The 15517-nt window shown below is 39.2% G+C and carries 26 protein-coding genes; all 26 read left to right on the top strand.

Annotation, left to right across the window (positions count from 1 at the left end; genetic code table 11):
• The first annotated feature begins 13 nt into the window (after positions 1 to 13).
• The 26 genes from OCF95_RS02890 to OCF95_RS02765 all read left to right on the top strand — a co-directional run bounded on the left by OCF95_RS02890 (position 14) and on the right by OCF95_RS02765 (position 15512).
• Positions 14 to 274 (top strand): DUF1372 family protein, encoded by a 261-nt coding sequence (locus tag OCF95_RS02890; RefSeq protein ID WP_261104856.1) that lies wholly within the window; start codon positions 14 to 16, stop codon positions 272 to 274.
• Entirely contained in the window at positions 271 to 945 is a 675-nt protein-coding gene (locus OCF95_RS02885; RefSeq protein ID WP_261104855.1) for a DNA methyltransferase, read from the top strand. The genes OCF95_RS02890 and OCF95_RS02885 overlap by 4 nt, the downstream gene beginning before the upstream one ends.
• 22 nt (positions 946 to 967) lie before the next feature.
• Positions 968 to 1363: a YopX family protein gene (locus OCF95_RS02880; protein WP_261104854.1), complete on the top strand. Its 396-nt coding sequence runs from the start codon at positions 968 to 970 to the stop codon at positions 1361 to 1363.
• The gene (locus OCF95_RS02875; RefSeq protein WP_261104853.1) at positions 1360 to 1716 is read left to right on the top strand and encodes a hypothetical protein; all 357 of its coding nucleotides are present in this window, start codon (positions 1360 to 1362) and stop codon (positions 1714 to 1716) included. The genes OCF95_RS02880 and OCF95_RS02875 overlap by 4 nt, the downstream gene beginning before the upstream one ends.
• A complete protein-coding gene (locus OCF95_RS02870; RefSeq protein ID WP_261104852.1) occupies positions 1701 to 1937 on the top strand; it encodes a DUF3310 domain-containing protein in 237 nt (78 codons plus the stop codon). The genes OCF95_RS02875 and OCF95_RS02870 overlap by 16 nt, the downstream gene beginning before the upstream one ends.
• Positions 1927 to 2316, top strand: a complete 390-nt coding sequence (locus OCF95_RS02865; RefSeq protein WP_049500606.1) for a helix-turn-helix transcriptional regulator — start codon at positions 1927 to 1929, stop codon at positions 2314 to 2316. The genes OCF95_RS02870 and OCF95_RS02865 overlap by 11 nt, the downstream gene beginning before the upstream one ends.
• Entirely contained in the window at positions 2313 to 2738 is a 426-nt protein-coding gene (locus OCF95_RS02860) for a DUF1492 domain-containing protein (RefSeq protein WP_049500604.1), read from the top strand. The genes OCF95_RS02865 and OCF95_RS02860 overlap by 4 nt, the downstream gene beginning before the upstream one ends.
• Positions 2739 to 2938: 200 nt before the next feature.
• Positions 2939 to 3067, top strand: coding sequence for a hypothetical protein (locus tag OCF95_RS02855; RefSeq protein ID WP_261060365.1), 129 nt, complete (start codon positions 2939 to 2941; stop codon positions 3065 to 3067).
• Positions 3068 to 3972: 905 nt separating this feature from the next.
• Positions 3973 to 4419, top strand: coding sequence for a terminase small subunit (locus tag OCF95_RS02850; RefSeq protein WP_049500602.1), 447 nt, complete (start codon positions 3973 to 3975; stop codon positions 4417 to 4419).
• The gene (locus tag OCF95_RS02845; protein WP_049500600.1) at positions 4409 to 5665 is read left to right on the top strand and encodes a PBSX family phage terminase large subunit; all 1257 of its coding nucleotides are present in this window, start codon (positions 4409 to 4411) and stop codon (positions 5663 to 5665) included. Before OCF95_RS02850 ends, OCF95_RS02845 begins: the two co-directional genes overlap by 11 nt.
• Before the next feature lie 11 nt (positions 5666 to 5676).
• Entirely contained in the window at positions 5677 to 7104 is a 1428-nt protein-coding gene (locus OCF95_RS02840) for a phage portal protein (RefSeq protein WP_261104851.1), read from the top strand.
• The gene (locus OCF95_RS02835) at positions 7073 to 8827 is read left to right on the top strand and encodes a minor capsid protein (RefSeq protein WP_261104850.1); all 1755 of its coding nucleotides are present in this window, start codon (positions 7073 to 7075) and stop codon (positions 8825 to 8827) included. Before OCF95_RS02840 ends, OCF95_RS02835 begins: the two co-directional genes overlap by 32 nt.
• Positions 8817 to 9152 carry a hypothetical protein gene (locus tag OCF95_RS02830; protein ID WP_261104849.1) on the top strand — a complete coding sequence of 112 codons (336 nt, stop codon included), beginning with the start codon at positions 8817 to 8819 and terminating at the stop codon, positions 9150 to 9152. Before OCF95_RS02835 ends, OCF95_RS02830 begins: the two co-directional genes overlap by 11 nt.
• A gap of 125 nt (positions 9153 to 9277) precedes the next feature.
• Positions 9278 to 9445 carry a hypothetical protein gene (locus tag OCF95_RS02825; RefSeq protein WP_164226344.1) on the top strand — a complete coding sequence of 56 codons (168 nt, stop codon included), beginning with the start codon at positions 9278 to 9280 and terminating at the stop codon, positions 9443 to 9445.
• A 16-nt stretch (positions 9446 to 9461) separates the two neighbouring features.
• The gene (locus tag OCF95_RS02820) at positions 9462 to 9674 is read left to right on the top strand and encodes a crAss001_48 related protein (RefSeq protein ID WP_261104848.1); all 213 of its coding nucleotides are present in this window, start codon (positions 9462 to 9464) and stop codon (positions 9672 to 9674) included.
• Between the two features lie 124 nt (positions 9675 to 9798).
• On the top strand, positions 9799 to 10365 hold the full coding sequence (locus OCF95_RS02815; protein ID WP_261104847.1) for a phage scaffolding protein: 567 nt from the start codon (positions 9799 to 9801) through the stop codon (positions 10363 to 10365).
• A gap of 26 nt (positions 10366 to 10391) precedes the next feature.
• The gene (locus OCF95_RS02810; protein ID WP_049500588.1) at positions 10392 to 11306 is read left to right on the top strand and encodes a hypothetical protein; all 915 of its coding nucleotides are present in this window, start codon (positions 10392 to 10394) and stop codon (positions 11304 to 11306) included.
• A gap of 16 nt (positions 11307 to 11322) precedes the next feature.
• Positions 11323 to 11583, top strand: a complete 261-nt coding sequence (locus OCF95_RS02805) for a hypothetical protein (protein WP_049500584.1) — start codon at positions 11323 to 11325, stop codon at positions 11581 to 11583.
• 17 nt (positions 11584 to 11600) lie between these two features.
• Positions 11601 to 11954, top strand: coding sequence for a hypothetical protein (locus OCF95_RS02800; RefSeq protein WP_049500582.1), 354 nt, complete (start codon positions 11601 to 11603; stop codon positions 11952 to 11954).
• A 1-nt stretch (position 11955) separates the two neighbouring features.
• Complete coding sequence (locus tag OCF95_RS02795) at positions 11956 to 12312, top strand: hypothetical protein (protein ID WP_049500581.1); 357 nt, start codon at positions 11956 to 11958, stop codon at positions 12310 to 12312.
• Positions 12299 to 12727: an HK97 gp10 family phage protein gene (locus OCF95_RS02790; RefSeq protein WP_050253783.1), complete on the top strand. Its 429-nt coding sequence runs from the start codon at positions 12299 to 12301 to the stop codon at positions 12725 to 12727. Before OCF95_RS02795 ends, OCF95_RS02790 begins: the two co-directional genes overlap by 14 nt.
• Positions 12717 to 13139 carry a phage tail terminator family protein gene (locus OCF95_RS02785; protein ID WP_049500578.1) on the top strand — a complete coding sequence of 141 codons (423 nt, stop codon included), beginning with the start codon at positions 12717 to 12719 and terminating at the stop codon, positions 13137 to 13139. Before OCF95_RS02790 ends, OCF95_RS02785 begins: the two co-directional genes overlap by 11 nt.
• Entirely contained in the window at positions 13126 to 13326 is a 201-nt protein-coding gene (locus OCF95_RS02780; RefSeq protein WP_049500577.1) for a hypothetical protein, read from the top strand. Before OCF95_RS02785 ends, OCF95_RS02780 begins: the two co-directional genes overlap by 14 nt.
• Positions 13326 to 14609, top strand: a complete 1284-nt coding sequence (locus tag OCF95_RS02775; protein WP_049500575.1) for a phage tail sheath subtilisin-like domain-containing protein — start codon at positions 13326 to 13328, stop codon at positions 14607 to 14609. The genes OCF95_RS02780 and OCF95_RS02775 overlap by 1 nt, the downstream gene beginning before the upstream one ends.
• 18 nt (positions 14610 to 14627) lie before the next feature.
• Complete coding sequence (locus OCF95_RS02770) at positions 14628 to 15092, top strand: phage tail tube protein (protein WP_049500573.1); 465 nt, start codon at positions 14628 to 14630, stop codon at positions 15090 to 15092.
• Positions 15093 to 15110: 18 nt separating this feature from the next.
• Positions 15111 to 15512: a phage tail assembly chaperone gene (locus tag OCF95_RS02765; RefSeq protein WP_049512800.1), complete on the top strand. Its 402-nt coding sequence runs from the start codon at positions 15111 to 15113 to the stop codon at positions 15510 to 15512.
• The last annotated feature ends 5 nt before the right edge of the window (positions 15513 to 15517 follow it).

Below are 15517 nucleotides of genomic sequence, written 5' to 3'. Positions count from 1 at the left end.
AGGAGGTCACATATTGAAACGATTCATAGCTATCTGGATTCTGCTATCTGCTGGATTGAACATCTGGCAGATGGACAGGATTGCAGAACTAGAAAAGAAAAAGCCGATGGTTATCTATAAGGCTGACAACGCAGGCGCTGAGATATTCGGTAAAGTCGTCGAGAAAGGACGACATGGGAAGCTATATACAGTGACTATCAGAGATTATGGGATTTTCGTAGTCACTAGAGAACAGTGGGATAAAATAAAAGTAGGGGATGAGGTGATGTTGTGAAATTATTTCTTCACGAAGATTGTATGGACGTCATGAAAAAATATCCTGATAATTATTTTGATTTAGCTATTGTAGACCCACCGTATTTTTCTGGACCAGAAAAAAGAGAATACTACGGTCGAAAAATCAGTCCGATTGGTGTCAATAGACTGTATGGTAAAACATCAGAGTGGAAAATTCCAAATAGAGATTATTTTGATGAGTTATTTAGAGTTTCAAAAAATCAAATAATTTGGGGTGTGAACTACTTCGACTATTCTTTTGGTTCTGGCCGTATCGTTTGGGATAAAGTTAATGGTCAATCAAGTTTTTCGGATTGTGAGATAGCGTACTGCAGTTATCATGATAGTACTCGGCTATTTCGTTACATGTGGAATGGTATGATGCAAGGTAAATCAGTCTCTGAAGGTCATATACAACAAGGAAATAAGGCCTTAAATGAGGTTAGAATCCATCCGACACAAAAACCGATAAATCTTTATCTTTGGTTACTTCAAACTTACGCAAAAGAAGGAGACAAGATTCTTGATACTCATGTCGGTTCAGCAAGTAGCTTGATTGCTTGTCAGGAGTTAGGTTTTGAGTATGTTGGTTGCGAGCTTGACAAAGACATCTTCAACCTTGCTCAACAGAGACTTAATGATTATGAAAAACAAATAAAATTATTTTAGAAGATGAAAAGGAGAATTTAACATGCTACCAAAATTTAGAGCATGGGATAAACATAGTCAAAAGATGTTTGCTAATGATGAATTGCTTATTTGGAATAACAATGTTTATGCTAACGATAGTAAAAAGCTTACCTGTAACAATTTAAAAGGCTGGTCGATTGACGATGAATATCTAATGCAATCAACAGGACTAAGAGACAAGAACGGCAAGGAAATCTTTGAGGGGGATATCCTTGATTACAAAGGCAGAAAAGCGCTTGTAAGATGGCATGGATCTTATGCAAGTTTTATTTACAGATTTGTAGATGAGTTACAAAATCGAAAAACAGAATGGAAACCTCTTTATTTAGCTTACATGAAATGTGAAATCATCGGTAACATCTACGAGAACCCAGAGTTTTTGGAGGATAAGAAATGAGACCAAAAAGATACCCTTTCAGTGGTGCTAAAAAAGAGAGTGAAGCTAAGAAGATATCGTTAATGCTTAAAAAAGTCGTTGAATCAGACTTGAAAGGAAGTGTTTGGGCTGAGCCTCTACATCTATATGGAAAAACAAGAGTCCATGTAGAGATAGAGGGTTATGGAAAGAAAATTACGACTGAGTTTAAAACAGATGATATGGATTTTTCCAAAAAAGCTTCATTCTTTAAGAGGGCATTATTCAAAAAAGCTGAAATGATGTCTCAGTTTGATTTTAGAGAAACAACAACAGAAGAATGGAATCGAATAATCTTAGAACTTTTGGAGGCTATCAAATGGATCCAGAAATAATTGACAATATAAATAAACCAAGTCACTACCAAGGCAGATTTGGCATGGAATCTATCGATGCTTTAAGGAATTTCATGACACCAGAACAGCTGAAAGGCTTTTATCTTGGAAATGCCTTGAAGTATCAACTGCGATTCCAGAAGAAAAACGGGCTTGAAGACCTAAAAAAAGCCAGAAAGAACCTTGACTGGCTGATTGAGGAGATGGAACATGAAGAATAGTAAATTTTTTTCAGAACAGATTAGATTATGGCGAATTGGGAAAGGTCTATCTTTAAGAAAAGCTTCAAAGAAATTTGGTGTTAGTGCAAGGACGTTTTCAAATTGGGAACGAGGTCTGATACCAAGTGATCGTCAGAAAGAACGTCTGTCAAAAGAGTTAGGATTGGACAAAGATGTTTTATTCAAGAAGTGTGAGATTGGAAATCTTAATGCGCTTTTGAAAGAAAAACGTTTGGAACAAGGACTTACTCGTACAGAATTAGCAAAGCATTTGGGGTATTCTGAAACAATCCTAAGCAGCTGGGAGAGAGGCGTGGAAATTTCTGAATGTGAGGCAGAAGACATTTGTCAATTCTTTGGAATCGAGGTGTATGATTGACAGTAGATATTAAACAGAGGTTGAAGGCTTTGCCATATATCGATATAAAAGCTAAGTCGAAACATCAAGAATTGATTAGTTTGCGTTCTAGTATCTTACGAGGGCAGACGTTTGATTCGATGCCTAAAGCTAGAGATAACAAGAATAAGACTGAAGATTTGAATGTATCGATTATCGACCAGTCAGAACAGTTGTACGAGGAAATTAGGTCGATTTATCGTGAACGTGACGAGATGATTCAAGCGATTGAATCTCTTGATGATCCGTTTGAAAACATTGTGATGAGGTTGCTTTATATCAATGGCCTAACGTGGAATGAAGTCGAACGAAAATTAAGATGTAGCCCAGCAACTATCCAAAGAACAAGAGGTAGAGCGTTAGCTAAAATGTCTAAAATGTTTGATAATAACGATAGTAAATGATAGTTCTAATCTGCTAAAATAGTATTATCAGCTGAAGGCGGTAAGCGCACTGATAACTCCTTATATTTTTCATTTTATTTCCGAGGCTTCGGCCTCGTTTTGGCGGTGACAGGCGTAAAGTGATTTATCTCCTATGTATTTTTTTCGGTTCGAGTCCGGACATCGCCGTTAATGCTGTATTTCACAACGAGGTGTTTTAAATGAAACAAGCAATGTTTAATAAATTGGAAGATGCGAAACAATTTGCGAAAACTGTAAAAGAATTGTTGTGTATCAAAGAACCTGTAATGATTAATAATAAACTGACGTATATTGTTGTTTATAAATAATCTAACGTAATTAACAAGCAAGGTAGTAGTCGCCTTGCATTTTTAGGGCTTAGCCTAGATAATCTGTGGTAACTCAGGAAAAGGATGTTTTTAAATCTATCAAACATCCTGCCAGTAATGGTCGATCTAAGCAATTTAATCTTAACTATTTCAGTTTTGGAATAGGTGGGCGAAGTTAAAACAGAAAGATTCCAACGGCAAGGTGCTGAGGAAATGCAAACGTGGCAGTTTGGCTGTGAGACGAGTCTATAAGAGGAAAGAGGTATTTGGTTCGAGGTGCAACAAGAGCTTAATACCATATCTTACAAAAATTGGGCGCCTCCCAAAAGTATGTAAGGTGAGTTGATTGTCCGCAAAACAATCGATAACAAGCAGGCGCTGTGCATTTTGTTCTTCAAAAGAGAATGAAACACATGGCGATGCGTGTCTGTGATAGATGAAAGATGATTTTTATATTTTAAGGCTATTCAAGATAGAAAAAACTCAAAAAAGCAAAAGTCATCGCCCGTCACAAACGAAAGTGTACTTCGGCAATTAGATTGCCTGCTCAAGTCTCGCAAGGATGAGAGTAAAGTCAAAGAGTAAAGCAGCTTAGACTTTTAGCGGAGTCTTCGTTAATTGAAAAATGGCTTAGTAGTTTGCGATGTAAGGAGTGATTGGTCTAACCAATCGTGCATGGGTGATACAAGTAGGAATATTTGTGGACAAGATAATAAACCATAAGTTATCAAAAGTCACTCGTTTAAAGCAGTAGTCTCATGCTGGTTAATGGATATATGGTAGACGGATGACGTCACAGGTTCGAATCCTGTCGTTCCAATTGCGGTTTTAATTCGCAGTGAGAGGTCTTGAAAAGGTCACACATCGTGTGGCTTTTTTGATTAAAAAAAAAGTGGTGATGGAAAATGAACGATAAACAGAAACATTTCGCTGATGAGTACATCATCAGTAGAAATGCAACACAATCTGCAATAAAAGCAGGGTATTCTGATAAAACAGCGAGGTCTATAGGACAAAGATTGTTGACAAAAGTTGACATTTCTGAATACATTAAAAAACGTACAGAAGAACTTTTTGACGAACGTTCAATGTCAATCGCAGAAGCCTTGGCAATCTCTGCTAGTATCGCTAGAGGGGAAACTCAACAAGGATATTCTAAGAAAACTGTAAAGACTGCTGAAGGTGTTGAAGTATTTGAAACGACTTATGAATTTACTCCGACAATTGAAGAAAGACAACGTTCCCTAGATCATATATTCAAAGTAAATGGTGCGTATTTAGAGAGAAAAGAAATCGAGATGTCTTCGGCTGTTCAATTCGTTGATGATATAGGAGTTAGCGATGAAGCGTAGAATGAGTGAGTTTATCCCAAAGGCTTTTTACTCTATGTGGCGTGCAGCATTCGACCCTAAAATCTTACATGTAGTTGAAAAGGGTGGGCGTGGTTCTGGTAAGTCAAGCGACCTCGGACACACTATCATTCAACTGATTATGCGCTATCCAGTCAATGCCGTGTGTATTCGTAAGACGGATAATACCTTAGAACAATCGGTCTATGAGCAATTGAAATGGGCGATTAGTGAGCAAGGGGTTAGTCATTTATTTAAGATTAATAAGTCCCCTTTGAAGATAACCTATATCCCAAGAGGAAATTATATTATCTTCCGTGGTGCACAAGATCCAGAGCGTATTAAGTCCTTGAAAGACAGCCGTTTTCCATTCGCAATCGGTTGGATTGAAGAGCTTGCTGAGTTCAAAACTGAAGATGAAGTAAAGACAATCACCAACTCCCTTCTTCGTGGAGAATTGGATGATGGTCTTTTTTATAAATTCTTTTACTCTTACAATCCTCCAAAAAGAAAACAGTCTTGGGTGAATAAGAAGTATGAGAGTGTCATACAGCCTCCTAACACCCACGTACACCATTCGACTTACTTAGATAACCCATATATATCCCAAGCATTCATAGAAGAAGCAGAGGCCACGAGAGAACGTTCAGAGAAGCGTTACCGTTGGGAGTATCTGGGTGAGGCTATCGGTTCTGGTGTAGCACCGTTTGAAAATCTGGTATTCCGCAAGATTACAGATGAGGAGATAGCAAGGTTCGATAACATTCGGCAAGGCAACGACTTCGGTTATGCTAATGACCCTCTGGCCTTTGTAAGATGGCATTACGACAAGAAGAAACGTGTTATCTATGCTATTGATGAGATTTATGGCGTGAAGATTAGCAACCGTGAATTGGCTGAAAGAATCCGTGAGAAAGGCTATCAATCTCAGATGATAACCTGTGATAGCGCAGAACCTAAGTCGATTGATGAGTTAAAACTGCAGCTGAATATTCCGCTTGTTCAAGGTGCTAAGAAAGGTCCTGACAGTAGGGAGTATGGAGAGCGCTGGTTGGATGATTTGGATGCCATTGTGATAGATCCAGAGCGCACACCGAATATCGCAAGAGAGTTCGAAAGTGCCGACTATGCAGTTGACCGTGATGGAAATCCCAAACCCAAGCTAGAAGAAGTAAACGACCACACAATCGACGCTACAAGATATGCGTTTGAAGACGATATGAGACAGCCAGGAATATCATTCTGGTAGGAGAAGGAGAAATGTTGAGTAATTGGTTTAAATGGTTAATCAGGCGGTTGTTGATTAAGAATACAACCCAAAACGAAATACTAGAGATTGAGATAAGAGAACACCAGAATTCTGAGAAAGTAAGCACAATGAAAGAAGCTTACAACTACTATCGAAATCGCACGGATATTCGAAATAAGAAAGTAGATGTTGACTGGCGGACGAACTCAAGGATTGAATTGGGTTTGTTTAAGAAGTTGGTAGACCAGAAGGTCGGGTATTTGTTTTCTAAGCAGCCGACAATCTCGCTTGAAGGAGAAAAATCACAAGACTTTTTAGATAGTGTGTTTGACGAGGACCTTTTATCTACGATTAAGTCACTCGGTAAGGAAGCAGTGATGAAAGGGATAGCTTATGGCTTGCCTTATTACGATGAGAACGGCCGTCTACGCCTGTTTAAAATCCCGAGCGAACAGATTATCCCTTTTTGGAAAGACGAGCGTCATTTGGAATTATCAGCCTTTGTGCGTGTCTATAATCAAGCGGTCTACGAAAGCGGAGTAAAGAAGACTAAAACCTTTGTAGAATACTACGATGAGCAAGGAATTACAGATTATATCTGGACAGGTTCACACCTCGAACTCAACCCACTATCCAAGGAGACTAAGGGGAATTTTTATTATGTCAACGCAGACGGTACACGAATCCCTTATACTTGGGAGAAAGTGCCTCTGATTCCATTCCGCTACAACGAGTATGAGGACGGTCTTTTAGTCCAAACCAAGTCTCTGATTGATAATATTCAACTTCAAATGTCTACTAATGCTGATATGCTGGCAGATATGCCGAAGTTGATTTATGTTTTAAAAAACTATCAGGGCGCAGACTTGGGCGAGTTCATGAATAATCTGAATAAGTTCCGCTCTATCAAGGTTTCTAGTGATGGTGGTGTAGATACCCTACAAGCAGACAATGATACTAGCGGAGTTGAAGCAGATATTGAACGCTCTCGTAAGTTCTTGTATGAGGCTGCACGAGCCATTGATACCCAAGATGACAATCTAGGTAATGCCAGCGGTCAGGCTCTTAAATGGCGCTATACAGATCTTGATTTGGACTGTAACGAGCTAGAAAATGAGTTCCAAAAAGGTATCAAGCAATTCCTTTGGTTCGTAGAACAGTATGCAGCTAACAAAGGAGTAGCGTTTGATTCATCTAAATTTACTTATGTATTTAACCGTGACATCATTTCAAATGAGTCTGAAGCTATTCAAGATTGTGTAAACTCAATCGGTATCTTAGACGATCTAAGCATTCGTGAACAACATCCATGGTATCAACCCCAAATTGAGGAACGATTGAAAGAACAACAGGAACAAGGACAAGATCCATACTCTGAAACTAATTTCAAAAAGGTAGATGAAGATCATGACGACCGAGAACAAGAAAAAGATAGATGAGTATTGGACTGAGCGAGCTTTACAACAAGAACAAAACGCTCAGATAGTTGCTGATAGGTATATGGCCCAGATTGGTCAATCCTTAGCAGATTATAAACACCAGCTGGTTTCTGAGATTGAGAAGTTCTATGCCAAGTATGCAGTTGATAATAAAATGACCCATGCAGAGGCCAAGCAATATCTGACAGATAAAGAGCGTAGAGAGTTTAAGAATGTAACTCTTGAAAGATTCCGTGAGATGGCCTTAAATCCTGACACACCGACACCTCTGTTGGACGCCTTGGGTTATCGCCATCGTATTAGTCGCAAGGAGGCTTTGCTTGCCGAAATTGAGCGTCTAACAGCTGAGCTATACGGAAAGCCAGAGGGCATACATGACAAGGTCACAGAGGCTCTGAGTGACGTCTACATCAAGGGTAAAATCCATCAAGCTAAGAACTTGGCACATTTTGGAATCATAGAGAAACCAATATTAGGTGTAGATGCAGTTAAGCATAAGATGGCTAGTAACTGGAGTGGTAAAACCTTCTCAACGAATGTATGGGGGCATGATGCAGCTGTTTATAAATCTATCAGTGATACAATCAATAAAGGCCTAACAGGTGGCTGGTCTATTGATAGAATGGCTAGGGCTCTTTCTGAACGTACAGGGGTCGCCTATCATCGAGCAGATACGCTTGTTAGGACTGAGACGACCTTTTATAATAACCTTGCGACGCTAGATACTATCAAGGAGTTGGGAGGTGACCACTACGAAATCGTAGCGGTATTAGACAGTCGTACAAGTGAGATTTGCAGATTAGAAAATCACGAGGTTCATTCTGTTAAGGAATATGAACCAGGTCGAACCGCACCTCCATTCCATGTCCGTTGCCGTTCTACTATCAGGCCTGTAGTTAAGTCTGATAAACCTAGTCCTTACTTCAATATCTTGCAAAACGACGGCTCAGTAAAACTAGCCACTGAGCAACGTTCTCTGGACGAAATCTTTGCAGGATGGGAGCGTGAAGGGGAAGCGGTTCTTAGAGGTGTTAAGGAATCTAAGCCAGAAGTGGCTGACAAGGTTTTTGTAGCTGATAAACCAAATGAAATAGACGACTTCTTTAAGAAACAAAAGTCTTATCAAAAGTGGTATAATGAGCTTACAGAGGAAGAAAAGAATGCTATTTACACTTACACTGGAAGTGATTACCACAATTTTAATAATATTAAACGCTTTGGAATTGATAAAGCGTTTAAACTTAGTGAAGAATTTTGGCTAGAAGAACACGGTGAAGCCGATTTAGATCTTGCTTTGAAACGAGTTAGAGAAGCAAAAACTAAAATTCCTTTCCTTGAAAAAGCTTTGTCAGATTTTGCTCCCGAGAAATCGTTTAAAGCGTATAGAGGTACTGGTTCTGTTTCAGCTTTAGGGGAAGATTTAGGATATATGAATTTAGAAGTTGGTCAAAAACTTACTTTGGACAAGTCATTTACTTCCTTTAGTTTAGATAAGAATTACGCTAGAGAGTTTGCGATAGATGGCGAAGGTGCAGATATTCTGTTTGAAGTCACTGTTAGAAAAGGACAAAAAACAGGCGCTTATATTGCTGAACTATCTGACTTTAACCCTGAAAAAGAATATCTGATGAAACCCAACTTGAAATACAATGTTGTTTCAAAAAAGGAGACAGAAGACGGCTTACTTGTTTATGGTTTGGAGGTGTTGGAAAATGGGTCTTGATAAAAATTTTGTACAAAAGATTTTTTCTAAGAGAGAAGATAGAGTAAATAGGTCTATTTTTGTAAAACCTGAAGAACTTATTGAAATATCTGATGAAGATTTGAGTTATTTTGGCGAAGGTATCTTTTATTGCCTTCCTCGTAACCAGTACGTAATGGATCATAAAGATGAAATTAGAAAAAAATATAACTTATCTAAAGAAATGCCAAAGATAAACGGCATTTATTTGCCGACGTTCTTAAAAATGAGAGCATGGACTAGAATTTGGAAAACTAAGCCAAGTTTAAAAGAAATAATCGAAATGACAAAAAAAGAAAGCATTTAGTAATTCTAAGTGCTTTTTCTTATGCTTAGAAAGGAGCGAGAAATGAAATATCGTAAAAAACCAGTAGTGATTGAGGCTGTACAGTTTACAGATACGGAAGAATCAATTTTGGAGTTATCAGAATAATGAAAGTTAAAGAACTTTGTGAAGTGATAGATGAACAACAAGACATTTCAGTTTGCCACAATAACAAGGATTTGGATGGAGGTTATCCAAGCGATTTTTTGGATTGTGAATTGGTTGTAAAAAGAATTTCAGTGGTAGCTTGCGAAGTTATCCTTATAGAAACGTAAAAGAAAGGAACTAAAAATGGAAGATTGGAAAGAACGCTTTATCGATGAGTATAATTCGCTTAAGGATAAATATACAAAATTACATAAAATGATTATCAAATACGAAGCTGGTACGCTTGAATTTGAGCCAAAATGCTCAATTGAAGTTTTAAAAAATCAAAAACGTGCCATGGGTCAGTATTTATACTGGCTAGAAGTTCGATCAGAAATCGAAGGAATCGAATTATAAAACTAACCGCGTCGAAATCGAGGCGGTTTTCTTTCGCCCTGGGCATGGCGTTAAAAGGCTTTTTTACTTTACCAAAATGTCGTGGTCGTTGCCACGTTAAAACAAACGTACAGGAGGAAAAGAAATGAATCGTAAATTTTTGGAACAGTTAGGATTGACTGAAGAACAAGTTGAAGCAGTTATGTCTGAACATGGGAAATCAACACAGGACCTACAAGCGAAGGTGTCTGCTGCAGAAGATAATGCTAAGGGCTTGCAGGACCAGTTGAAAGAGCGTGATAAGGACATGAAACAGCTCAAACAAGACGCTGAAGGCAATGCTGACTTACAACAAAAATACTCAGACTTGGACAGCAAGTACAAGACACAACAGAAGGAACATGAACAACAACTCAAGACAATGCAACTAGATCATGCTATTGAAATGCACTTAAGCGGTAAGGTTCATGACGCTGGAATCGTGTCTAGTCTACTAGATAAGTCTAAATTGGGATTAGGTGACAACGGAGCGGTGACTGGGTTAGATGAACAGTTGACGACTTTGAAGGAATCTAAAGGCTTTTTATTTGCTTCAGAAAAGGCTGTAGAACCACATATCGCTGGTGCTAAGCCACAAGGGGCAACACAAGAAGAAACAGTTGCTAACGACCTGACAACGCAGATGATTAATGCGTTCACGTCAGATCTATAATCAAAAAATAGAAAAGAGGAACAGATATGCCAGCAACATTGAACTATGCACAGGCTTACCAACAAGGTTTGCAAAATCGTTACAGTGAAAACGGACTGTTATTCACTCAAAAACTTTGGAATTCTCCATCCAACACACTTTTGAAGTTCACAGGCGCTAAAGAAGTGAAAGTACCACGTCTTTTGATTAAAGAAGGACGTAAAGACCGTACACGTCGCACGATTACGAACATTGACGCTAACTATGAAAACCAATGGGAAACATACACATTGACTAATGAGCGTTACTGGTCAACACTAGTAGACCCATCAGATGTTGATGAAACTAACTATGTTACTTCCATTGCTAACATCACTAAAACATTCAACGATACTGAAAAAGTTCCAGAAATGGATAAATTCATGGTATCTAAATTGTTCTCTCGTAAGAAAGAACTTGATACAGAAAGTAAACAAATTAAGTCATTGAATTTGACTGAGGAAAACTTCCTCGCAACATTCGATGAGCTGATGGAACAAATGGACGAAGCTGGAGTACCAGCAGAAGGTCGTGTTATTTTCTGTACACCAGCAGTTAAACGCATGATCAAGAACATCAAGCAATTTGGCCGTACAGTCAATATCCACGGACAAGGTACAGTTATTGACCGTTCTATTGGTCGTTTGGACGATGTGACGATTGAGCCATCTATTCCATCTGACCGTATGAAGACCTTGTACAACTTCACAAATGGAGCTAAGGTTGACCCAACTGCTAAACAAATCCATTTCTTCTTGATTCACATTCCGTGTATGGCAGCGCCACAAAAATATGAATTTGTAGGACTTGACGCACCAAGTGCTTCTTCAAGCGGTAACTACTTGTACTATGAACAATCTTACGATGATGTATTGCTATTCAAAACTAAGCACGAAGGCCTAGCATTTGTCGTCGCACCTTAAAGAAGGAGGATAGAAAATGTTAACAGTAAAGAAAGACAATCGTGTATTGAATATCGACGAACTAGAAAAAGTAACCTTCTTGGAAGATGGTTATGATGTGGTTGAAGTTCGTGACGGTGAGTACGCTGTGGTTGAATCTGCTACTGGCGGACGCACTTACACTATTCAAGAGTACAGAGCAGTAGTTGCTGAACGTGATAAGGCTCTAGCTGAACGTGACCAAGCTCTAGCTGAACTTGAAAAACTATCTAAAAAATCCACTAAAGACGATAAGTAGAAAGAGAGGTTCTGCTGATGGAGAAGAGAACATCGGAAGAAATCCAAAAGCATAATGAAGATGCTAGACAAGCATTGATTGACTTGTATGAACAACGTTATTCATGCTATCCAGAAGAGTTAGTAGTCGATGAAGTCATGCAGAACATTCTTAATTACTGTAATCGTGAGGATTTTCCTTTAGAGTTGCGATTTGTGGCCATTCAGATGGTTTATGTTGTTTATAATCCTGACCAAGCTGTCCAAGGCAAGAATATATCCGTTGGAGATACTCGTGTCGAATTGGCTAAGTCAGACCTTGCCAGACGTGCCGAAAGTGTCTTGCTGGACTTTGCTAGCCAGTTACAGCGGTTCAGAAAGTTGAGGTGGTAGGATGAATATCAATGATGTCCTATCTCAGGCAAGACCAAGCATTGAATGGACCTATGATAAAAAGATGGATGTGTTTGCTGCTGTCGAGGGCACGAAACCAAACGGAGCTGATTTTGTAGAATTCAAAGAAATTCACAAGAAGGTTCCCTGCCGTGTATCTGTTCGTAATTTAGTGAATACTGAACAGAACGAAGCACACCAACTCAAGACAGAACACAAAATTTTCTGTTCGCCTAAATTTGCTATCAAAGCTGGTAGCAAATTGGTAGTAGATGGTGTACAGTACCTGACCAGTGAAGATCCAATGGTTTATGTAACACATCAAGAAATTGTGGTGAGACGACATGAGTGGTTATGATGATAGTGATGTTCAAGAGTTCTTGAAGCGACTTGAACGAGCTCAGGCAATCATTGATTCTGAGTTTATGCAGGCTGCTAAAGATATCGGTCTAGCCTTTTTGAAAGAGGTTAAGGAACGAACACCAAAAGGCTTAACAGGTAAACTCAATCAATCCTGGAAGATGGAAGTAAGCAAAAATGGGAATGTGTACGAGGTTATCGCATTTAACCCTATGGAGTATGCTTCTTTCGTCGAAAGTGGACACCGTCAACAAGTAGGGCGTTATGTCCCTGCAATTGGTAAGCGTTTGGTCAATCCTTGGGTAGAAGGGCGCTTCATGATGAGGCTGACAGAAGAACAGATTAAACAGAAAATCCCACAAATCACGCAACAAATCGAAGAGAGGCTAAAGGAGGAATTAGGTGGATTATAGTATTAGACCACTCGTCATTAAGCAACTCAAAGATGTGTTTGGGTGCAAGGTGTATGATGAACAAATCCAGCAAGGATTGAAAACGCCTTGTTTTATTGTAGATGTGAAACCTGTGACTCGGCAACGGTTGGCTAACCAAAACGATAAGCAGGTTTTTATTGTCTTGCTGCATTACTACACCGAAAAAACAACAGACTTATACCAGAAGTTTGAAGAGATTGAAATGGTGTTTAATTCGCCCGCTTTTCGTTATTTAGGGGATAAGTACCCTATCAATGATTTGAAGGTAGAATACAATGCAAATGACTTGATATGCACATTTACAATCACTCGATACGTTCGATGGGTTGAAGAAGAACCGACAATGCAAATATTAGAAAGGATAGGTGAAACTTCTCATGGAAATGAATGAAGAAGTAGGTTACGTAACCGAACCAGTGGTAACAACCACTGAAGATAAATTTGGCAAAGAGGCATTACTCAAGTATTTTGAAGATGATGCAACTTTGTTAAACATTTTGCTGGAAGATGACCAGTCATACTCACTAGCAGAAGTAAGACGTATTTTAGAAGACTGGAGAAAGGGTGTGGCTAACTAATGGCACAATGGACAGTACAAAATAAACGAGTTCCAAAGGCCTACATCAATTTCGTATCAAGAGATGATGTGATTATTCCTTTGGAAGACAATACGATTGCAGCAGTCATGATTGCTGGATCTTGGGGAGAGCCTGGTGCCTTCACACTTGTTGACGGTACAAGCAACTTCCGCCGACTATTTGGCAAACCGATTGATGAACTTCTTCCGATTCGTGAAGCCTTGAAAGGAACTGGTAAGGTCCTTGTCTATAACGGTGTGAATAACACTGGGGTACAGGCAACGAAAACAGAAAATGATATGGTCGTTACAGCTAAACACAAAGGATTAGCTGGTAATAAAATCCATGTTATCTTCAAAAAACAAGTCGCTACTGGATTTGAGGTAACAACCGTTTTCTTTGGAAAAGAAGTTGACAAGCAAATCATCACAGCCTTGCCGTTTAAAAATGACTATGTAAATGTAACGGGTACTTTAACAACAGAAGATAAAACAATCTTGCTTGAAGGTGGTACCGATGGAGCTACAACCAATTCAGAGGTTGAAGATTTCCTAAATGCACTCGATACTCAAGACTTCCGTGTCTTGGCTCTGGGTACAGATGAAAGAGCAACGAAAGCTCTTGTTACAGCTCACATCAAAAAATGGCGCAACGCTGGTCGTTCAGTCATTGCAGTATTGAATGACTACACGGACGCTGATGATGAAGGTGTTGTATCGGTTGGTAATGGAGTTACATTAAGCGACGGTATGAAACTAGGCGCTAAGGACTGCGTATACTTCGTAGCTGGTAAGTATGCAGGGGCTGGCTTGCAATCCAATACATTCAAGTCTTATCCAGGCGCTATCGACTGTGAACGTAAGAACGAAGCAGAAGCTGAAAAGCTCATTAACAAAGGTCAGCTTATCTTTGCTTATCGAAATGAAAAAGTTATTATCCTGTCAGATGTGAACTCATTTACTAGCTATACGGCAGAACACAGCCGTATTTTTGGTAAGAACAAACTTGTCCGCACCATGGATAATATCAATACCAATGTCAAGTATATCTTTGAGAACTACTTCATCGGTAAAGTACCAAACAACGTGAATGGTCGTGAGTTGTTTAAACAACGAATCATCACAATGGTTCTTGACCCACTTGCTCAAAAGCAGGCTTTAGAGTATAAAGCGAAAGATATTGAAATTTCACAAGGTATCACTAAAGAATCAGTTGTGGTAAACTTGCCAGTTGTCTTGACAGACGCTATGGAAATCTTGTACATGACGGTTATCTGTGATTAAGAAAGGAGAAACTAGCTAATGGCTATTATGAACCAATTAGATGCTTTGTCAGCTAAAGAAGGAACGGTCTTCTTTACAATCAATGACAAGCAGTACGAACTAGCAGAGCTTATCTCTCTAGAAGCAAAAATTGAATACACAAAAGCTGATGTTACCCCTCTTAACTCTCGTATGAAGGGTGGTAAGATTGTCGGTGCGGAAGGTACAGGAACTGTGAAGATGTATTACCATCGTCCTGAATTGAAGAAAATGGCTTTGGAATACGTTAAAAACGGATTGTTGCCTCGTATCGACATCAAGTGTACCAACGAAGACCGCACATCTCGTGCAGGTCGCTATACCATCGTTTTGAAAGGTGTTCTGTTCAAAGAATCACTTATCTTTAAACTAGATGGATCAGCGGATGAGGTCATTGACGAAGAAACTGACTTCACATTCCAAGATTTTGATATCTTATCAGAATTCCAAGAAATTACATACTAACACAAGGAGGAAATAGTGGTGAGTGGATTACAAGCGTTTTTGAAGCAAAACAAAAAAGGCGAAGAGACTAAGGATGTCTTGCTTCCTTCTTTTGAGGAACCAGTTAAAATTCGAGTGTTGAGCGCTCGTGAAGCGGACTTAATCAATGACCGTTGCTTTGTAAATAAACCTGGTCGTAATGGACGCCAAGAGCGTGTCTTTGACGGTGTTAAATATAACCGTGAAATCTGTATTGCGTCTATCGTGGTTCCTGACCTTAACGATAAAGAATTGCAAGATTCTTACGGAACAATGGGAGCTTCTGAGTTATTTGGTACCATGTTCAATTGGGGCGAAAGCGCCTTGATTTTGGAAGCTGTGACCGAACTCAGCGGTATCAACCAGACATTCCAAGACAAGGTTGACGAGGCAAAAAACTAATAAAA

It is taken from the genome of Streptococcus mitis, assembly GCF_946188615.1.
Taxonomy (GTDB): domain Bacteria; phylum Bacillota; class Bacilli; order Lactobacillales; family Streptococcaceae; genus Streptococcus; species Streptococcus mitis_BZ.
This window is presented reverse-complemented; position numbering and strand designations above follow the sequence as displayed.

Excerpts from the sequence above, each read along its gene's own strand:
- OCF95_RS02880 (WP_261104854.1), top strand. The coding sequence starts at position 968 with ATGCTACCAAAATTTAGAGCATGGGATAAACATAGTCAAAAGATGTTT.
- OCF95_RS02875 (WP_261104853.1), top strand. The coding sequence starts at position 1,360 with ATGAGACCAAAAAGATACCCTTTCAGTGGTGCTAAAAAAGAGAGTGAA.
- OCF95_RS02870 (WP_261104852.1), top strand. The coding sequence starts at position 1,701 with ATGGATCCAGAAATAATTGACAATATAAATAAACCAAGTCACTACCAA.
- OCF95_RS02865 (WP_049500606.1), top strand. The coding sequence starts at position 1,927 with ATGAAGAATAGTAAATTTTTTTCAGAACAGATTAGATTATGGCGAATT.
- OCF95_RS02855 (WP_261060365.1), top strand. The coding sequence starts at position 2,939 with ATGAAACAAGCAATGTTTAATAAATTGGAAGATGCGAAACAATTTGCG.
- OCF95_RS02850 (WP_049500602.1), top strand. The coding sequence starts at position 3,973 with ATGAACGATAAACAGAAACATTTCGCTGATGAGTACATCATCAGTAGA.
- OCF95_RS02845 (WP_049500600.1), top strand. The coding sequence starts at position 4,409 with ATGAAGCGTAGAATGAGTGAGTTTATCCCAAAGGCTTTTTACTCTATG.
- OCF95_RS02840 (WP_261104851.1), top strand. The coding sequence starts at position 5,677 with ATGTTGAGTAATTGGTTTAAATGGTTAATCAGGCGGTTGTTGATTAAG.
- OCF95_RS02835 (WP_261104850.1), top strand. The coding sequence starts at position 7,073 with ATGACGACCGAGAACAAGAAAAAGATAGATGAGTATTGGACTGAGCGA.
- OCF95_RS02830 (WP_261104849.1), top strand. The coding sequence starts at position 8,817 with ATGGGTCTTGATAAAAATTTTGTACAAAAGATTTTTTCTAAGAGAGAA.
- OCF95_RS02825 (WP_164226344.1), top strand. The coding sequence starts at position 9,278 with ATGAAAGTTAAAGAACTTTGTGAAGTGATAGATGAACAACAAGACATT.
- OCF95_RS02820 (WP_261104848.1), top strand. The coding sequence starts at position 9,462 with ATGGAAGATTGGAAAGAACGCTTTATCGATGAGTATAATTCGCTTAAG.
- OCF95_RS02815 (WP_261104847.1), top strand. The coding sequence starts at position 9,799 with ATGAATCGTAAATTTTTGGAACAGTTAGGATTGACTGAAGAACAAGTT.
- OCF95_RS02810 (WP_049500588.1), top strand. The coding sequence starts at position 10,392 with ATGCCAGCAACATTGAACTATGCACAGGCTTACCAACAAGGTTTGCAA.
- OCF95_RS02805 (WP_049500584.1), top strand. The coding sequence starts at position 11,323 with ATGTTAACAGTAAAGAAAGACAATCGTGTATTGAATATCGACGAACTA.
- OCF95_RS02800 (WP_049500582.1), top strand. The coding sequence starts at position 11,601 with ATGGAGAAGAGAACATCGGAAGAAATCCAAAAGCATAATGAAGATGCT.
- OCF95_RS02795 (WP_049500581.1), top strand. The coding sequence starts at position 11,956 with ATGAATATCAATGATGTCCTATCTCAGGCAAGACCAAGCATTGAATGG.
- OCF95_RS02790 (WP_050253783.1), top strand. The coding sequence starts at position 12,299 with ATGAGTGGTTATGATGATAGTGATGTTCAAGAGTTCTTGAAGCGACTT.
- OCF95_RS02780 (WP_049500577.1), top strand. The coding sequence starts at position 13,126 with ATGGAAATGAATGAAGAAGTAGGTTACGTAACCGAACCAGTGGTAACA.
- OCF95_RS02775 (WP_049500575.1), top strand. The coding sequence starts at position 13,326 with ATGGCACAATGGACAGTACAAAATAAACGAGTTCCAAAGGCCTACATC.
- OCF95_RS02770 (WP_049500573.1), top strand. The coding sequence starts at position 14,628 with ATGGCTATTATGAACCAATTAGATGCTTTGTCAGCTAAAGAAGGAACG.